Below are 15,702 nucleotides of genomic sequence, written 5' to 3'. Positions count from 1 at the left end.
GCAATCCTGCAAGCCGCTTGCGTTCGCCTGGTCGCTCAACGACATGCGCCCCAATTGGAACGTCGGCAACTTGCACCGTCTTACAACGGCTTGCAAGTTCGGTCGGAGCGCCCTGTCAGCGGAAGATCACTCAGGGCCCGCGCCGCCGGTGACCACGGCGACGACGCGGGCGCCCGGGGCGAAGTCCCCCCGGGCTGCCAGGGCGAAGATCCCGTACATCATCTTGGCGATGTAGACGCGGTCGAGCCGCAGGCCGTGCCGCTCGTGGAAGTCCCCGGCGAAGGCGTCGAGCTCGGGGGTGCGCCTGGCGTACCCGCCGAAGTGGAAGCCGCATTCGAGGCTCCAGTTCGACGTGGGCGCGCCGAACGCCTCGCGCTGCAGCCGCTCCACCTCCCCGGCCAGGTACTCCCCGCCCTTCAGCACCGGGAATCCGACGGCCCGGCGCCCCGGCGGCAGCCCCCCGGCGATGCCGGCCAGCGTCCCGCCCGTGCCGCACGCGCAGCACACCGCGTCGAACCCCCCGGCGGCGGCGAGCTGGGCGTCGATCTCGGCGGGCAGCTCGGCGCAGCCCCGGGCGGCGAGGGCGTTGCTGCCGCCCTCGGGGAGCAGGTAGAACTCGCCCCACTCGGCCCGCAGCCGGGCGATGGTCTCAGAGGTGTGCTTGGCGCGGTAGGCGGTGCGGTCGAGGTAGGTCAGCCGCATCCCGCGGGCGGCGGCGCCGGCCAGTGTCGGATTGAGCGGCAGGTGCTCCTCGCCGCGGATCACCCCTATGGTCGCGAACCCGAACCGGCGGCCGGCCGCGGCGGTGGCCCGGATGTGGTTGGAGTAGGCCCCGCCGAAGGTCAGCAGCGTGCCGTGCCGCAGGCGGGCGGCCTCGGCCAGGTTGTACTTGAGCTTGCGCCATTTGTTGCCGGGCAGCTCGGGGTCGAGCAGGTCGTCCCGCTTGAGGAACAGGCGCACGCCGCCGAGCCGGTCGTCGCGGAGCTCCGCGATCGGGCTCGGCGTCCGCGGCGCCCCGTCACCCCGCCCGGCGTCGTCGTCCACAGGCCCAGCTTGGCACGCGACGAGCGGTGAGAGGGGGTCGGTAGGCTACCGACGGCCCTTCGAAACCTGAGGAGATGCGCGTCATGCGTGCTGTCGATGCCTTCCGCGCGGCCTACGGCCGCGAGCCCGAGCGTGTCTGGCACGCCCCGGGGCGGGTCAACCTGATCGGCGAGCACACCGACTACAACGACGGGTTCGTGCTGCCGTTCGCGGTGCCCTGGGGCGTCACCGCCGCCGTCGCCCTCCGCGAGGACGACACCGTCCGGCTGCTGTCCCTTCAGGCTTCAGGCGGCGACGAGGCCCAGGCGCCCGAGCCGCTGGTGATCACCGAGTTCGAGCAGGCCGAGGGGTGGGCGCGGTACGTCGTCGGCGTCTTCTGGGCGCTGCGGCAGGCCGGGCACGGCGTGCGCGGCGCCGACGTGGTGATCGACGGCGACGTGCCGCGGGGGGCCGGGCTGTCCTCCAGCGCCGCGCTGGAGGTCTCGGTGGCCATGGCCCTGGACGACCTGCACGGGCTCGGCCTGTCCCGGCTCGACCTCGCGCTGCTGTCGCAGAAGGCCGAGAACGACTTCGTCGGCATGCCCTGCGGCATCATGGACCAGGCCGCCTCCGCCCTCAGCCAGGAAGGCCACGTCCTGTTCATGGACTGCCGCAGCCTGGCGACGCGGGCCGTCCCGCTCGATCTGGCCTCCGAGGGGCTGCAGATCCTCATCATCGACACCGGCGTGCACCACGAGCTGGCCGACGGCCAGTACGCCCGCCGCCGCCGCGACTGCGAGAGCGCCGCCGCCCGTCTCGGGGTCAAGGCACTGCGCGACGTCACCGACCTGGCCGCCGCCCTGTCGCGCCTTTCGGGCGACGAGCGCAAGCGTGTACAGCACGTCGTCACCGAGGACCACCGGGTGGAGGCGCTGGTCGGGTTGCTGCGGGCCGGCGCCGTGCGCGAGATCGGCGCCCTGCTCAACGCCTCGCACCTGTCGCTGCGCGACCAGTATGAGGTGTCCTGCCCCGAGCTGGACGTGGCGGTCGAGGCGGCCGTGCGCGGCGGCGCGCGCGGCGCGCGCATGACCGGCGGCGGGTTCGGCGGGTCGGCGATCGCCCTGGTCGCCGACGACCGTGCCGATCAGGTGCGCGAGGAGGTCACCAGGGCCTACCAAGAGCGGGGCTGGGCCGCTCCGCGGTTCTTCCCGGCCAGCCTCGCCCCGGGGGCGCACCGCCTCGCTTAGCGGTCGCCCTCAGCGAGCGGCGAGGCCGGCGGACGCCCCAGCGCGAGAGGGGTCAGGGGACGTCCCAGCGGGAAGTGAGGCCCGCGGACGGCTCCGGTGCGAGACGAGGCCGGCGGACGCCGTCAGCGTGAAGCAAGGCCCGGGGACGCCGCAAGGGCGGGGATGAGGGCGGCGGGCGCTGTCAGCGGGAGGCGGGGCCGGTCAGGTCGCGGGACGCTCTGGCGCTCCCGCGGCCGGCGGGGAGGGGCTGCGGCCCGCGCCCGCGGCGCGGCCGGGTCTCGACGAGGAAGCGTGCGGTGAGGCCGCTGGCCTCAAGGACGCGCCGCACCGGCGAGGAGGGCTCCGCGAGCCGTAGTTCGCCGCCCAGCACCACCGAGCGCCGCCGGGCGGCCAGCAGGGCGCCGAGCCCGCTGGCGTCCATAAAGGTGACCTTGGAAAGGTCGACGATGAGCCGCGGGTGCGGCAACTGGAGCAGGCCGATCAGGCGCTCTTTGAGCTCGGGGGAACAGGCGATGTCGATGTCCCCGCTCACGCGGCACACCACCGCGTCGGCCAGGACGTTCACGGACAGGTCCATCACAGGACCTCCAATCGGACGCCGGGCGGCTCGCGGTTGAGCGGACCGCCCTTCTTGCGTCCTTCGAATGACAGCGGCGTCGCCGCCGTCATGTGAGCCTTGCGGCTGCGTGATCAGAGCGGGCGAACCTGCTCCGCCTGGGGGCCCTTCGGGCCGCGAGTCGTCTGGTAGTCCACACGCTGGTTCTCCTCGAGGCTGCGGTAGCCCGCGGCGTCGATCGCGGAGTAGTGCACGAAGACGTCGGCGCTGCCGTCATCGGGAGCGATGAACCCGAAGCCCTTTTCGGCGTTGAACCACTTGACGGTTCCCTGAGCCATAAAACTGATCTCCTCTGAGACGATCTACGAGGTCCACGATGTGACACCCCGGGTTGTTCAGCGACCGACCGCCCCTTGAAACACGTGCTTCGCACGGTGGAACGCCCGCTGTAAGAACTCCGCAGGCGCTGCTAAACGTTAACGAACCTCTACTACAACCGATACCCATTCAACACCATGCGGCCCGAGAAGGCGAACGGTGACCCCGGGAATTTTCCGGGCCTCCTACCCGCCGAGCGGAGGGAAGGCCGGGGTGCGGCGCTCCAGGAAACTCGCGACGCCCTCGGCGAAGTCGGGCCGGGTGAAGGACTCCAGCATCAGGCGCACTGCCTCGGACTCCGACTCCGCGAGGGACCGCCCCCAGTCGCCCCAGACCTGCCGTTTGATCACGGCCATCGAGGCCGGCGAGCTGTGGGCGGCCAGCTCCCGGGCGTAGGCCAGGGTCTCCTCCAGCAGCCGCTCCCCCGGCACGACCCGGTTGGCCAGGCCCAGTTCGCCGGCCTCGGCGCCGGTGAACGTGCGGCCGGACAGCAGCAGGTCCATCGCCCTGGGCTGGCCGATGAGCCGGGGCAGGATCCAGGCCAGGCCGTACTCGGCGACCAGGCCGCGCCGGGCGAAGGCGGTGGTCCACTTGGCCTCGGCGGCGGTGAAGACCAGGTCGCACACCAGCGCGTGCACCATGCCGAGCCCGGCGCAGGCGCCGTTCACGGCCGCGATGACGGGCTTGCGGATGGTCGTCGGGTGGGTGGTGGGCCGCTTGTCCGGCTCGACGTCGTAGGAGCCGTCCTGGACGGCGGCGAGGGTCTGGAAGTCCGCCCCGGCACAGAAGCCCTTCCCGGCGCCGGTGACCACGACGACCCGTACCCCGGGGTCGCGCTCGGCCTGCTCCAGCAGGTCGAAGTAGCGCCTGCCCATGGCGTCGGTCCACGCGTTCAGCCGGTCGGGCCGGTTGAAGGTGAGCGTCAGCACGCCCCCGTCCAGGGACGACAGCACCAGATCGGACATGGAACCTCCAGCGGGGCCGGTACAGAACAACGTTCTACACCAGTCTGCCCGACCGGGGCGGCCCGGTCATCCCTCGTAGTCGCTCTTGCGGGGATGGTGGACGAACGCCGGGGAGAGCTGCACGTCGTCGTAGTAGCGGTGGAAGACCGGCGTGAGCGAGCCGGACAGGGGCGGGACGATCCACGACCAGTCGGCCGGGCAGATGCGTCCCGAGCGCTCCTCACGCTCGAGGTGGGACATGAACCGGCGCGACTCGGTGTGGTGGTCGGTGATCGTCACCTGCGCCCGCTCGAAGGAGTGCAGCACGGCGACGTTCAGCTCGACCAGCGCCTGGTCCTTCCAGAGCGTGCGCTCGTTGGAGGTGTCCAGGCCGAGCCGGCGGGCCACGACCTCCAGCATGTCGTACCGGTCGGTGTCGGCCAGGTTGCGCGCGCCGATCTCGGTGCCCATGTACCAGCCGTTGAACGGCGCGCACGGGTAGCAGACACCGCCGATCTCCAGGCACATGCCGGAGATCGCCGGGACGGCGTGCCAGCGGAGCCCGAGCTCGGCGAACCAGGGGAACACCGGGTGGACCAGCGGCACCTCCAAGATCGCGTCCGCCGGGACGGTGGCCAGCAGCGGCGGGCGGCCGCCCGCCTCGATGACCAGCGGCAGCACGTCGAAGTCCGTCCCCGGCCCGCCGGACCACCCCAGGCGGCGGGCCATGGCGGTGAGGTCGGCGTTGCGCGCGTCACCCGCCAGGATGCTCCCGTCCAGCGCGCGGTACCCCGCGTACCGGATGAGCTGCTCGTTCAGGATGCGCGGCCCGGGACGGCCCGGCCGGTCGGGGGCGAAGACGGTGATGGTGGGGCGGATGCGCCCTTCGTTGGTCGCCTCGCGCAGGTGGGCGACCGACTCCACCGCCACCCCCTCCGCGGTGTCGACGTGGCGGCGGTCGCGCACCCGCAGCGAGTGCCAGTACAGCCGGCCGATGCACCGGTTGCTGTTGCGCCAGGCGACGCGTGCCCCGTAGGCCAGTTCGTCGGCGGTGTGGGTGTAGGTGCCCCAGGCGTCGATCTCGGCCAGCACCTGGTGCAGGCGGGGCCAGAACGGGCCGGCCGAGGGGTTCTCGGCGTGGAACAGCCGCAGGAACTTCTCCGCCTCCTGCGGGTCGGCCAGGCCGTCGCCGCCGCCGGGGCGATGGAGGGGCAGCGCCACAGGAGCGCCATGGGCCGGCGGGCGGGCTCGGTCCCGCTCATGGATCGGCACGGGAACTGCGCTCCGTCCGGGGGGAGACAGTGGGACATCCTCCTGCGAGGGTGAGGGCGCGTGGACGCCCTCTGCCTCAGGGGACGGCGCGGGAGTCGAACGACCCCGACGCAGCGCCGCGACAGCTGACTTTACCGGAAGTCGGACCCTCAGAAACCCCAACACTGGACAACCGCCACATCGGTCACATGGGTATCAGAACGCTTCCGGGAGCTCTGACGCCCTGGAGGCGGCGGCCTTCCCCGCCGCCGTCGGCACGGATCCGCGGCAGCCGCACGTCGCGTTCCGGGCGAGCTCGGTGACTCTCAGCGTCGATGCGCCTGCAGAGTGACACGAAGCACGGCAAGACCACATCTTGGGCCATCGAGTGGGATTTGTCCTGCCAAATCGCAGACGGGTCGGTGTCCAAGAACGGCGACAGCCCCAGGGGGGACTCCCCCTGGGGCTGCGTGGTGGCTCCCGCGATAGGACTCGAACCTATAACCTGCCGGTTAACAGCCGGCTGCTCTGCCGATTGAGCTACACGGGATCGTTCGTTTTGCGCCTTGCGGGGAGGGCGTTGGCCCTTCCTTGCGGCGCGGAACTAGATTAGCGCATTCCGAGGGGTGCGTGTCGCACCCAGATCGTCCCCCCCGCCGCGGGGAGGCGCCGTCCCGGGCCGGAGCATGCGGTGTCGCTCCCCCGCAAGCTTCCGCGCGCCGGGAAGATAACCGCCCGCAGCCGGGGTAGGGGAAGCCCAGAGCGGGGGAGCCAGCGGCACGCGGGAGGTAGAAGATGCGATATCGATTCACGTTCGCCGTAGGCCTGGCCATCGGGTACGTCCTCGGCAGCAAGGCCGGACGAGAGCGGTACGAACAGATCAGGCGGCTGGCGCAGCGCGTCGCCGACAATCCCATGGTCCAGCAGGCCGCGGGCGTGGCGGGAGCCCAGGCGTCCAAGGCGGCCGAGGTGACCAAGCACAAGCTGGGCGACGTGCTCGGCGACCGGGTGCCGTTCCTGCACAGGAACGGCTGGAGCGTCGTCAAGGACGACACCGGCACCGGCTGGCCGGACAGCGAGATGGACCGCGTCACCTGACCGGCGCACCTCGGAGACGGCCCGCGTGAACCCCCGCGTACGGGCCGTCTCCGCATCTCGCGGGTCCCCGCGTACGGGCCGTCTCCGCATGTCGCGGGTCCCCGTGCACGGGTCGGTCTCCGCAGGCCCCGGGCATGGGTCGGTCTCCATATGCCGCAGGCCCCCCAGGGCGAGGCCGTCCGCGGTACGTGCGCGGACGGGCCGTCGCCGCGGCCGTGCGGGCGGCGGGTCAGACGCCGAGCGTGCGGCGCAGCCGCTCCAGAGCCTGCTCCGCCGCGGCGCGCAGGCCTGGGTCGGACGGGTCCAGGCCGGGGTCGAACACGAACTCCCACTCGGCGGTGTCCTGACCGGGCACCCGGCGGGCGACCAGGCGCACTCCCCCGCGCTCGCCGAGGCGGACGTGCCGGTTGACCAGGATGGAGGAGGTCACCCGCTCGCGCACGGCCTCGGGCAGCCGGCCGGGGTCGGGCAGCTCCACCCGCCGGCGGGCGCCGTCGGTGCCGACGACCAGCAGGCCCTCCTCGTCCCACTGCGCCCGGTCGACGCGGTACCAGGGCAGCGCCTCGCCGGCCGGCAGGCGCAGCGCGCGGTCGGTGGCGACGACGTACCCGCCGTCCGGCGTCCGCGCGTGGACCAGCACCCGCTCGCCGGGCTCCAGCCGCACGCCGGCCTCCGGGGGGAGGCCTTTGGTGCCCCAGGGAAATCGCATGGGTGAAAGCTACCCGGCCCGCCGGTGCGGGGCCGCACGCGGGCGGCCCGGCGCTCATCCGGCGAGCAGGTCCAAGGTGAGGGCGGCCGACCAGGAGAAGTCGCGGCACCCCCGCCCCATGCCGTCGAAGGGGTCGAAGCACTCACGGAACCCCGCCTGGCGCACTAGGCGAAGGGTGGCGGTCGCGAGCAGCCTCTCCAGGGCCCCGAGGCCGTGCCCGGCCGCGGCCTGCCGCAGCAGCCAGTTGGTGTTCACCCACGACGGCCCGCGCCAGTACGTCTCCCGGTCGAACTGGAGCGCCCGCACCTCGCAGCTCGGCACCGGGTAGCCGCTCGGGCCGAGAAAGCACGACTCCAGCAGCTCGACCAGCGGCCCGACGATCGTCGCGGGCATGCCCGGGTCCAGCAGCGGGCCGAACCCGCCGATCGTGCGGATCGGGATGAGCGACCCGGCGCGCAGATCGCGCGCGTAGAACGCGCCTTCCCACAGGCGGGCCAGCAGCCCGCCGCGGATCCGCTCGGCGGCCTCCTCGAACGGCCGGCCATCGGCCCCGACGACCCCGGCCAGGTCGGCCAGCGCCAGGCAGGAGGCCAGCCAGATGCCGTTGAACATCGGGTCCTCGACGGCGAAGGGGTGCTCGTCGCGCAGGTAGCCCGGGTCGTACCCGGCGTCGCGGTAGCGCAGGGCCAGCCAGACCCAGCGGTCGTGGTGGCTGTCGGAGCGCCAGTCCTCCAGCCCGCAGGCGTAGCCGGCCATGGGCAGCGCGGCCAGCGGGGCGTCCCAGGCGGGGCTGTCGTCCAGGCCGGACTCCCAGGGGTGGACGATCGCCGCCAGGCCCTCGCCGCCGAGGTCGCGGGCGGAGGCCAGGTACCGGTGCTGGGCCACCAGGCACGGCCAGGTCTTGCGGACGAACCCGAGCGCCGCGTCGCGGTCACGGGCGTAACGCCAGATCCACCACACGGCGCAGGCGTGGAGCGGCGGCTGGGTGAGGCCGGAGGTGGGCACCCCGCGCGGCGCGGCGGCGCACTCCCCCGAGCGCCAGATCGACGGCCCCGGGTAGTAGGAGTCCCTGGCGGCCGGGTCGAAGACGATGTGCGGCACCATGCCGGTGCTCCACTGGCCGGCGAACAGGCTCAGCAGCTCCTCGCAGGCGCGCGACCACCGGCGCCGGGCCAGGCCGATCGCCACGAACGCCGAATCCCAGCTCCACTGGTGGGGGTAGCGCCCCACCGAGGGGACGGTGGCCGTTCCCGTCCAGTTCGCGTCAAGCACGTCGAGTGCGGCCTGCTCGAGCGCGGTGTCCTCGTCGAGCGCGGACCGCGCGTCCATCGGCTCGTCGGCAGGAGGGGCGTCCCTGCCGTCCCTCCTCCCTGGTCCCCGCGGGCCCCCGTGCTGATGGGCCCGCGCCCGTCCGGGGCCTATGGCCTTGACGGCCCTGGACGGGCGCGGGAGGTCTCAGTCGAGGTAGTCGCGCAGCATCTGCGCCCGCGTCGGGTGACGTAACTTGGCCAGCGTCTTGGACTCGATCTGGCGGATGCGCTCGCGGGTGACCCCGAACTCCCTGCCGACCTCCTCCAGCGTCCTCGGGTGCCCGTCGGACAGCCCGAAGCGGAGCTGGATGATGCGCTGCTCGCGATCGGAGAGAGTGGCGAGGATGTCGTCGAGCTGGTCCTGCAACATGATGAACGCCGCCGCCTCGATGGGCACCACGGCGTCGGCGTCCTCGATGAAGTCGCCGAGGTCGGAGTCCTCCTCGCCGATCGGCGACTGCAGGGACACCGGCTCCTGCGCGATGCGCTGGATCTCCACCACGCGGTCCACGGGGAGGTCCATCTCCATCGCGATCTCCTCGGGAGCGGGCTCCCGGCCGAGATCCTGGTGGAGCTGGCGCTGCACGCGGACCAGCTTGTTGATCGTCTCGACCATGTGCACGGGAATTCGAATCGTCCGCGCCTGGTCGGCGATCGCCCGGGTGATGGCCTGGCGAATCCACCACGTGGCGTAGGTGGAGAACTTATATCCCTTGGTGTAGTCGAATTTCTCCACCGCGCGGATCAGCCCGAGGTTGCCCTCCTGGATGAGATCGAGGAAGAGCATTCCGCGGCCCACATAGCGTTTGGCGATGGACACCACGAGCCGCAGGTTGGCCTCGATGAGCCGCTGCTTGGCCCGGACGCCCTCCCAGACGAGCTCCTCGAACTCGGGCTTGACCAGCCGAATGCCGATGTCGCACAGTTTGTCCTCGGCGAACAGGCCGGCTTCGATCGCCTTCGCCAGCTCCACCTCCTCCTCCGCCGTCAGGAGCGGCACGCGGCCGATCTCCCGCAGGTAGATGCGGACGAGGTCGCTGGTCGGCGCCCGCTTGCCGACATCCTCCTCATCGGGCCGGACGGTGTCGTCGTCGCCTTGCGGCTCGAGCACCTCCACACCCTTTTCGGCGAGCATCCGCACGACACGCTCCAGCGCGTCGGCCGGCAACTCGGAGCGGTCGAGCGCGGCGGCGACGTCTTCGACGGTGACGCTGCCGCGCTCCTTTCCTCTCGCGACGAGATCCGCCACCTGGTCTACTACCGACGGCGGTCCACTTGGCAGCACCGATGCACCCACGGTGCATAGTCTGCGGTATAGGGGCGGTAAAAGGGCAGGCCTATTTTTGTCACCCGAGGTAAGGCCGGAGCCATTACCGAATTGAGATCGGACAAAGAGTTTGGCTGCTCTGAGAAGCGGAAAGTAAGGTTAATTACGCTCCGACGGCGCGTTCTCTTAAGACCCGGCGTTGTTGTTCGAGCGCCACCAGTTCCCCGAAGAGGCGGTTGTAGTCCTGCTGCTGCTCAACAGGGTTGAGGCGCTCCATCTTGGCCTTGATCTGCACCAGCGCCCTGGTGACGGCGATCTCGGCGAGCCGGGCCAGCACGGCCTGGCCGTAGCGCTCTTCGTCGGCCAGGTCGGCCCGCACCGGATCGACCGCGAACCTGGTCGCCAGGGCGCGCAGGCCGTCGTCCTCGGTGGCGGCGAGCAGCATGTCGACCCACTCGCGCCCGCCGGGGCCGCCCGCGACCGTGCCGCCCGCCGCCATGACCAGGCCGTACAGGGCGACGTGCTCGGGCACGGTGAACGCCTCGGCCCCGAGGGCGTCGAACTCGGGCCCCATGAGCGCGGGACGCTGCACCGCGAGCTTCAACGCCTCCGCCTCGATGCGCACCACCGGGTCGGCGGAGTCGGCCCGCGGGGGCGCGCTCGCCCGCCGTGCGGGCCGTTCGGGCGCCGCCCTGCCCCCCGCGCGGCCCGCGACCTCCTGGATGCGCCGCAGCACCAGCCGCTCGTCCATGAAGCCGAGCCAGCGGTCGAGGTCGACGGCGTACCTGGAGCGCAGCGCGGAATCCTTGATGCCGGCCACCAGCGGGGCGGCGGCGTCCAGGGCGGCCAGGCGGCCCTCGTTGGTGGTCAGCTCGTAGCGCGAGATGACGCTGCGGATGGCGAACGCGAACAACGGCTCGCGGGCGGCGACCAGATCGCGGACGGCGGCGTCGCCGTGCTTGACCCGCAGGTCGCACGGGTCGAGCCCGTCGGGCTGCACGGCCACAAAGGTCTGGGTGACGAACTTCTGCTCGTCGGCGAAGGCGCGCAGGGCGGCCTTCTGGCCGGCGGAGTCGCCGTCGAAGGTGAACACGACCTCGCCGCGGAACTCGGCCTGGTCGAGCAGCAGGCGGCGCAGCACCTTGATGTGCTCCTCGCCGAAGGAGGTGCCGCAGGTGGCGACCGCCGTCGGCACGCCGGCCAGGTGGCAGGCCATGACGTCGGTGTAGCCCTCGACGACGACGGCCTGGGAGCGCTTGGAGATCTCGCGCTTGGCCAGGTCGATGCCGTACAGCACCGTGCTCTTCTTGTAGATCGGGCTCTCGGGGGTGTTGAGGTACTTGGGCCCGTCGTCGCCGTCGAGCAGTTTGCGCGCGCCGAAGCCGATCACGTCGCCGGTGATGTCGCGGATGGGCCAGACGAGCCGGCCGCGGAAGCGGTCGACCGGGCCGCGGCGCCCCTCGCGGGCCAGGCCGCCCTTGATCAGCTCGTTGGCGGTGAACCCCCGGCCCAGCAGGTGGCGGGCGAGGCGATCCCACTCGGATGGGGCGAAGCCGACCCCGAAGTGCTCGGCGTCGACGCGTTCGAAGCCCCGCTCGGACAGGAAACGGCGGCCGGGCGCCGCCTCGGGGGTCTCCAGCTGGGCGGCGTAGAACTCGGCGGCGGCCCGGTGGGCCTCGATGAGCCGGCTGCGCTCGCCCTGCTCGCGCCCGGGGACGTACCCGCCCTGCTCGTAGCGGAGCTGGATGCCCGCGCGCTGCGCCAGCCGCTCGATCGCGTCGGCGAACGTCAGCAGCTCCAGCTTGCGGACGAAGGTGATGACGTCGCCGCCCTCGCCGCAGCCGAAGCAGTACCAGTAGCCGCGGGAGGGGGTGACGTTGAACGAGGGGGACTTCTCCTCGTGGAAGGGGCACAGGCCTTTGAGATTGCCGCCGCCGGCGTTGCGAAGCTGGATGTGCTCCCCCACGACGTCGGCGATCGATGAGCGCTCTCGCACGAGCGCGATGTCCTCGTCACTGATCCGCCCTGCCACGCCGCGAGTCTACGACTCGGCGCCGACACTCCGCTCCGGCGGTCGTCCCGGCCCTGCGGGAGGCGCTGCGGGAGCCGCCGGGACCGGACACCGCGCGCCCCGGAGCGTCAGGGGTCGTCGTGCCACCGTGACCGGCCGGTTACCGTCGGTTCCATCCCAAGATGGGGGATTTTCGGCGAATAACCGGTGATGGTGGCGAAGGTCGGTTACAAAGGGAACGCTCATATCGGTAACGTCTGGCGGGTGGAGATCATGCGATCGGGGCGACTGGCCGCCATCGGAGCGGCCGTGCTGGTCAGCGCCGCCTGTGCGGCCCCCGGCGGGGTGGCCGGCATCAGCACGCTGCCGCCCGCGCCACCCATGCAGGACGTGGCGGCGACCGGGGCCGCGACCGGCACGCCGGACGCACTTCCCAGCCCCGACGCCTCGCCCACCGGCGAGGGCGGCACGGAGATCGACGCCGCCACCCTGAAGCCGACCCCGTCGGCCTCCCCCGGCTCCCCCGGCGACGTCAGGCCGCCGCGCGGCGACGACCCGGTCCGCGTGCCCCCGCCGAGGCTGTCGCGGTTCACCTACGTCTTCCCGGTCCGCGGGTGCCGGGTCAGCTACGCCCGCAAGCAACTCGTGCTGCCCAAGACCACCATCTGGGCGGGCAAGGGCTGCTCGTACGTCTCCCCGGTCGGCGGCGTCGTGCACGAGGTGAGCACGACCGACCGCTGGAGGCCGGCCACCGACCACGGGACCGACCGCGAGGGCCGGTTCGTGTCCGTGCTCGGCGACGACGGGGTGCGCTACTTCGGCGGGCACCTCGACACCGTCGAGGCGGGCGTCCGGCCGGGGACGCGCGTCGCCGCGGGCCAGGTGCTCGGGCGCGTCGGCGACTCGGGCGACGCGCGGGGCCAGGGGGCCAACCTGTACTTCTCGGTGTCCTGGGCGACCGCCTCGCGCTACTGGTGGGTGCGCCGCGGGATGGTCGATCCGTGGACCTACCTGGACGCGTGGCTGCACGGCAATCCGACCCTGTCCCCCGCCGAGCAGGTGGCGGCGGTGCGCGCCCGGGTCGGCGCCACGCCCGCCTGCCGCACCCTGTGCGCCTCCAAGCCGGTCAAGAAGAAGCCCACGCCGGTCCCCACCCAGACCGCCGACCCCGACTCCGTCACCACCGGCTGACGCCACGCGTGGGCCGGCCGGCGGAGGCCACCGCCCCTGCCGGCCGCTCCGGGTCGCCATGCGTCCGCGCGTGCGGCGCCGGCCCTCGTCAGGGAGCGCCGATCCTCGCCGCGATGATCGGGGCCAGGCGGTCGGCGATCTTGACGTGCCCGGCGTCGTTCGGGTGCACGGAGTCGCTCAGGTCGGCGCTGGTCAGCCAGCCCTCGGTGTTGACGTAGAGGACGTTGGGGTCGCCGCCGTCGTTGAGCGTCTTGACCGCGGCCTGGGTCTGGGCGACGAACTTCGCGCGGAAGGTCTCCATCGCGAAGATCGTCGCGTACGGGTACTTCGCCCGCACCTCGCGCAGCAGGTTGGTGTAGGAGGCCTGGAACTCCGGGGTGTGCACGCCGTGGCCGGAGTCGTTGGTGCCGAGGTTGATGACCACCACGTGCGCCTGGTAGCGGGAGAAGTCCCAGTCCGGGGTCGCCGCGTTGGGGTTCAGCTTGAGGAACTGCCGCTCCAGCCCCACGCATCCGTCGGCCGTGGCGACCAGGCAGGCGCCACCCTGGGCGATCTGCGTGTGCCGCACGTGGAGCCGCTCGCCGACCAGCCACCCGTACGCCGTCAGCGCGTTCTTGGAGGTGGTGGTCCCCACGGTGATCGAGTCGCCGACGAACTCCAGCAGCGTCGAAGGCACGTTCGCGCGGAAGGTGCTCGCGCCCGCGTCCAGGACCAGTCCCTGGAACACCGCGTCGCCGTGGTAGGACCCGGCGACGACACGGTAGGAGACGCGCAGCGTGTGGTCGCCCGCCCGCAGCGGCGTCGAGGTGAGGTTCACCGTGCCGCTGACGTTGGTGCGGTAGACGAACGGGGCGCCGTCGATGCTGTAGTAAAGGTCGATGGCGCCGCGCTGCTTGAGCTTGACCGTCGTCCCGGTGAAGCCGGTGGTGAAGTAGGCGCCGGCCCAGTACGGCGTGTAGGCCGCCGGGTTGCGGGTGTCCCAGCGGCCGGTGAAGGAGATGTTGGCGTCGGTCGGCGAGCCGTCGCCGGTCGCCGCCGTCGCCGGGAGCGGCGCGACGCCGCCGATGACCAGGGCCGTCACCGCCCCCATGATGAGAGCTCTGAACCTCGGCATGTGATCGTCCTCGCTCGTGGCGGAGCCCGCCGCGTCCGGCCGCGGCACGGCGCCGGGTGGGGGAAGGATCAGGACGTGATGATCGGTCTTCGACGCTAGGTCGGCTCGCGCGGCGCGGCAACGGCCGTGGGGCCGCCCGCACCCGCCGCCCCGGCTCTTCCCCAGCTCACCCGGCGGGCCGCCGCCACGCGGCCGTGTAACTTACAGCCCGGGGCGGCGGACGCCGGGCGAGCGGAACACCAGGACGTCGGACGCCGGCATGGCCGGACCAGGACGTCGGACGCCGGCATGGCCGGACCAGGACGTCGGACGCCGACGTGGCCGGGCCGGCGCGCCGGGCGGGGCGGCGGGGGTCAGGCGCGGGAGCTGAGTGAGCGGTGCAGGGCGACGGCGCTGACGTCGGTGAGCGAGGCGATCTGGTCGACCACCACCCGCAGCCGGGCGGCGTCGTCGGCCGCTCCGGCGAAGGCCGGGCGCAGGGCGGGCTCCAGCGTCCCGGGCGCGCCCAGCATGATCATGGACGCCAGTTCGGCGATGAGGTCGCGCTGGCGCGCCTGGTTGGCGTGGTGGTCCTCACGGGACATCACGTAGTGCGCCGTGACCCCCTTGAGCAGCGCGCACTCCAGCCGGGTGACCCGCGGCACGATCAGGTCGGCGCCGTACCGGGTGCGGCCCCGGCCGTAGGCGCTGGTCGTCGCCTCCTGCGCCGACAGGCAGAACCGGCCGATCAGGGCGCTAGTGAAGGACTTCAGCGCCACCAGGTCGGCCATGGTCTCCTCGAACCGCGCCGGCCACAGCGGCGCGGCCACCAGGTGGGCCAGCGTCTCCTCCAGCTCGGTGAGGCAGGAGTCGCCCGCGTACCACTTCAGCGTGCGCTCGCACACCTCGCGCCGCTCCCCCGCGTCGAACAGCAGTTCCGGGGTGAGGTGCCCGGAGTGCAGCGCGTCCTCCAGGTCGTGCACGGAGTAGGCGACGTCGTCGGACCAGTCCATGACCTGCGCCTCGAAGCTGACCCTCCCCTCGGGCGCGCCCTGCCTCGCCCAGTCGAAGACGGGCAGGTCGTCGGGGTAGACGCCGAACTTCGGGCCGTGCGCGGAGGTCCAGGGGTACTTCAGGGACGAGTCGAGCGTCGCGCGGGTGAGGTTCAGCCCGGCGCTGCGGCCGTCGCCGGTGAGGACCTTGGCCTCCAGGCGGGTCAGCAGGCGCAGGCTCTGGGCGTTGCCCTCGAAGCCGCCGCACCGGGCCGCCAGCTCGTTGAGCGCCGTCTCGCCGTTGTGCCCGAACGGCGGATGGCCCAGGTCGTGGGCGAGACAAGCGGTCTCGACCAGGTCGGGATCGCAGCCGAGCGCCTTGCCCATCTCCCGGCCGATCTGCGCGCACTCCAGCGAGTGGGTCAGGCGGGTGCGCGGGATGTGGCGGCCGTGGTCGGGGATCTCGCCCGGGCCGACGACCTGTGTCTTCGCGGCGAGCCGCCGCAGCGCAGAGCTGTGCAGCACCCGCGCCCGGTCGCGCTCGAACGCGCTGCGCTCAGGGTTGCCGGGAGGTTCCGGCACCCATCTGGCCTGGTCGAAGTCGTCGTAGCCTGTCATCGGTAGCGGGGATG

The 15,702-nt window shown here is 72.3% G+C and carries 14 protein-coding genes and 1 tRNA gene; 3 read left to right on the top strand and 12 right to left on the bottom strand.

Annotated elements, in window-relative coordinates; all coding sequences use genetic code 11:
* Window positions 1–126: 126 nt before the first annotated feature.
* Window positions 127–1,044 (bottom strand): 1-aminocyclopropane-1-carboxylate deaminase/D-cysteine desulfhydrase, encoded by a 918-nt coding sequence (locus tag ACWEN6_RS08225; RefSeq protein ID WP_452569557.1) that lies wholly within the window; start codon window positions 1,042–1,044, stop codon window positions 127–129.
* An 83-nt stretch (window positions 1,045–1,127) separates the two neighbouring features.
* On the opposite strand from ACWEN6_RS08225, the gene galK reads away from it, so the two are divergent.
* Window positions 1,128–2,270: a galactokinase gene (gene galK / locus ACWEN6_RS08220; RefSeq protein WP_452569556.1), complete on the top strand. Its 1,143-nt coding sequence runs from the start codon at window positions 1,128–1,130 to the stop codon at window positions 2,268–2,270.
* 181 nt (window positions 2,271–2,451) lie between these two features.
* Here the strand turns inward: galK and ACWEN6_RS08215 are convergent, their stop codons facing one another.
* From ACWEN6_RS08215 to ACWEN6_RS08195, 5 genes are all read right to left on the bottom strand, one after another.
* Window positions 2,452–2,847 (bottom strand): STAS domain-containing protein, encoded by a 396-nt coding sequence (locus ACWEN6_RS08215; protein WP_452569555.1) that lies wholly within the window; start codon window positions 2,845–2,847, stop codon window positions 2,452–2,454.
* 113 nt (window positions 2,848–2,960) lie between these two features.
* A complete protein-coding gene (locus ACWEN6_RS08210) occupies window positions 2,961–3,164 on the bottom strand; it encodes a cold-shock protein (protein WP_354834246.1) in 204 nt (67 codons plus the stop codon).
* Between the two features lie 225 nt (window positions 3,165–3,389).
* Window positions 3,390–4,169, bottom strand: coding sequence for an enoyl-CoA hydratase-related protein (locus ACWEN6_RS08205; RefSeq protein ID WP_452569554.1), 780 nt, complete (start codon window positions 4,167–4,169; stop codon window positions 3,390–3,392).
* 66 nt (window positions 4,170–4,235) lie between these two features.
* Window positions 4,236–5,369: a nitric oxide synthase oxygenase gene (locus ACWEN6_RS08200; protein WP_380823620.1), complete on the bottom strand. Its 1,134-nt coding sequence runs from the start codon at window positions 5,367–5,369 to the stop codon at window positions 4,236–4,238.
* 504 nt (window positions 5,370–5,873) lie between these two features.
* A tRNA-Asn gene (locus tag ACWEN6_RS08195) sits at window positions 5,874–5,949 on the bottom strand.
* 245 nt (window positions 5,950–6,194) lie between these two features.
* Here ACWEN6_RS08195 and ACWEN6_RS08190 point away from each other — a divergent pair.
* Window positions 6,195–6,497 carry a YtxH domain-containing protein gene (locus ACWEN6_RS08190; protein WP_354834255.1) on the top strand — a complete coding sequence of 101 codons (303 nt, stop codon included), beginning with the start codon at window positions 6,195–6,197 and terminating at the stop codon, window positions 6,495–6,497.
* Between the two features lie 229 nt (window positions 6,498–6,726).
* Here ACWEN6_RS08190 and ACWEN6_RS08185 read toward each other — a convergent pair whose 3' ends face one another.
* The 4 genes from ACWEN6_RS08185 to dnaG form a co-directional block, all read right to left on the bottom strand.
* Entirely contained in the window at window positions 6,727–7,206 is a 480-nt protein-coding gene (locus ACWEN6_RS08185; RefSeq protein WP_452569553.1) for a hypothetical protein, read from the bottom strand.
* 54 nt (window positions 7,207–7,260) lie between these two features.
* The gene (locus tag ACWEN6_RS08180) at window positions 7,261–8,535 is read right to left on the bottom strand and encodes an MGH1-like glycoside hydrolase domain-containing protein (RefSeq protein WP_452569552.1); all 1,275 of its coding nucleotides are present in this window, start codon (window positions 8,533–8,535) and stop codon (window positions 7,261–7,263) included.
* A gap of 126 nt (window positions 8,536–8,661) precedes the next feature.
* Window positions 8,662–9,765 carry an RNA polymerase sigma factor RpoD gene (rpoD, locus tag ACWEN6_RS08175; RefSeq protein ID WP_452569551.1) on the bottom strand — a complete coding sequence of 368 codons (1,104 nt, stop codon included), beginning with the start codon at window positions 9,763–9,765 and terminating at the stop codon, window positions 8,662–8,664.
* A 181-nt stretch (window positions 9,766–9,946) separates the two neighbouring features.
* Window positions 9,947–11,815 (bottom strand): DNA primase, encoded by a 1,869-nt coding sequence (dnaG, locus tag ACWEN6_RS08170; RefSeq protein WP_452569550.1) that lies wholly within the window; start codon window positions 11,813–11,815, stop codon window positions 9,947–9,949.
* A gap of 252 nt (window positions 11,816–12,067) precedes the next feature.
* Here dnaG and ACWEN6_RS08165 point away from each other — a divergent pair, with 252 nt between their 5' ends.
* The gene (locus ACWEN6_RS08165; RefSeq protein ID WP_452569635.1) at window positions 12,068–12,985 is read left to right on the top strand and encodes a peptidoglycan DD-metalloendopeptidase family protein; all 918 of its coding nucleotides are present in this window, start codon (window positions 12,068–12,070) and stop codon (window positions 12,983–12,985) included.
* Between the two features lie 88 nt (window positions 12,986–13,073).
* Here the strand turns inward: ACWEN6_RS08165 and ACWEN6_RS08160 are convergent, their stop codons facing one another.
* Together ACWEN6_RS08160 and ACWEN6_RS08155 are read right to left on the bottom strand one after the other, a co-directional pair.
* Window positions 13,074–14,099 carry a GDSL-type esterase/lipase family protein gene (locus ACWEN6_RS08160; RefSeq protein WP_452569549.1) on the bottom strand — a complete coding sequence of 342 codons (1,026 nt, stop codon included), beginning with the start codon at window positions 14,097–14,099 and terminating at the stop codon, window positions 13,074–13,076.
* A gap of 353 nt (window positions 14,100–14,452) precedes the next feature.
* Window positions 14,453–15,688, bottom strand: coding sequence for a deoxyguanosinetriphosphate triphosphohydrolase (locus ACWEN6_RS08155; protein ID WP_452569548.1), 1,236 nt, complete (start codon window positions 15,686–15,688; stop codon window positions 14,453–14,455).
* Window positions 15,689–15,702 lie beyond the last annotated feature (14 nt).

The sequence above is a fragment of the Sphaerisporangium sp. NPDC004334 genome, assembly GCF_053602655.1.
Note: the sequence above shows the minus strand (reverse complement) of the source record. Positions and strands in the feature narration are given on the sequence as shown.

What these genes read in the sequence shown, in the direction of transcription:
- galK (WP_452569556.1), top strand. Translation starts at nt 1,128, where the DNA reads ATGCGTGCTGTCGATGCCTTCCGCGCGGCCTACGGCCGCGAGCCCGAG.
- ACWEN6_RS08215 (WP_452569555.1), bottom strand. Translation starts at nt 2,847, where the DNA reads ATGGACCTGTCCGTGAACGTCCTGGCCGACGCGGTGGTGTGCCGCGTG.
- ACWEN6_RS08210 (WP_354834246.1), bottom strand. Translation starts at nt 3,164, where the DNA reads ATGGCTCAGGGAACCGTCAAGTGGTTCAACGCCGAAAAGGGCTTCGGG.
- ACWEN6_RS08205 (WP_452569554.1), bottom strand. Translation starts at nt 4,169, where the DNA reads ATGTCCGATCTGGTGCTGTCGTCCCTGGACGGGGGCGTGCTGACGCTC.
- ACWEN6_RS08190 (WP_354834255.1), top strand. Translation starts at nt 6,195, where the DNA reads ATGCGATATCGATTCACGTTCGCCGTAGGCCTGGCCATCGGGTACGTC.
- ACWEN6_RS08185 (WP_452569553.1), bottom strand. Translation starts at nt 7,206, where the DNA reads ATGCGATTTCCCTGGGGCACCAAAGGCCTCCCCCCGGAGGCCGGCGTG.
- ACWEN6_RS08180 (WP_452569552.1), bottom strand. Translation starts at nt 8,535, where the DNA reads ATGGACGCGCGGTCCGCGCTCGACGAGGACACCGCGCTCGAGCAGGCC.
- ACWEN6_RS08165 (WP_452569635.1), top strand. Translation starts at nt 12,068, where the DNA reads ATGCGATCGGGGCGACTGGCCGCCATCGGAGCGGCCGTGCTGGTCAGC.
- ACWEN6_RS08160 (WP_452569549.1), bottom strand. Translation starts at nt 14,099, where the DNA reads ATGCCGAGGTTCAGAGCTCTCATCATGGGGGCGGTGACGGCCCTGGTC.
- ACWEN6_RS08155 (WP_452569548.1), bottom strand. Translation starts at nt 15,688, where the DNA reads ATGACAGGCTACGACGACTTCGACCAGGCCAGATGGGTGCCGGAACCT.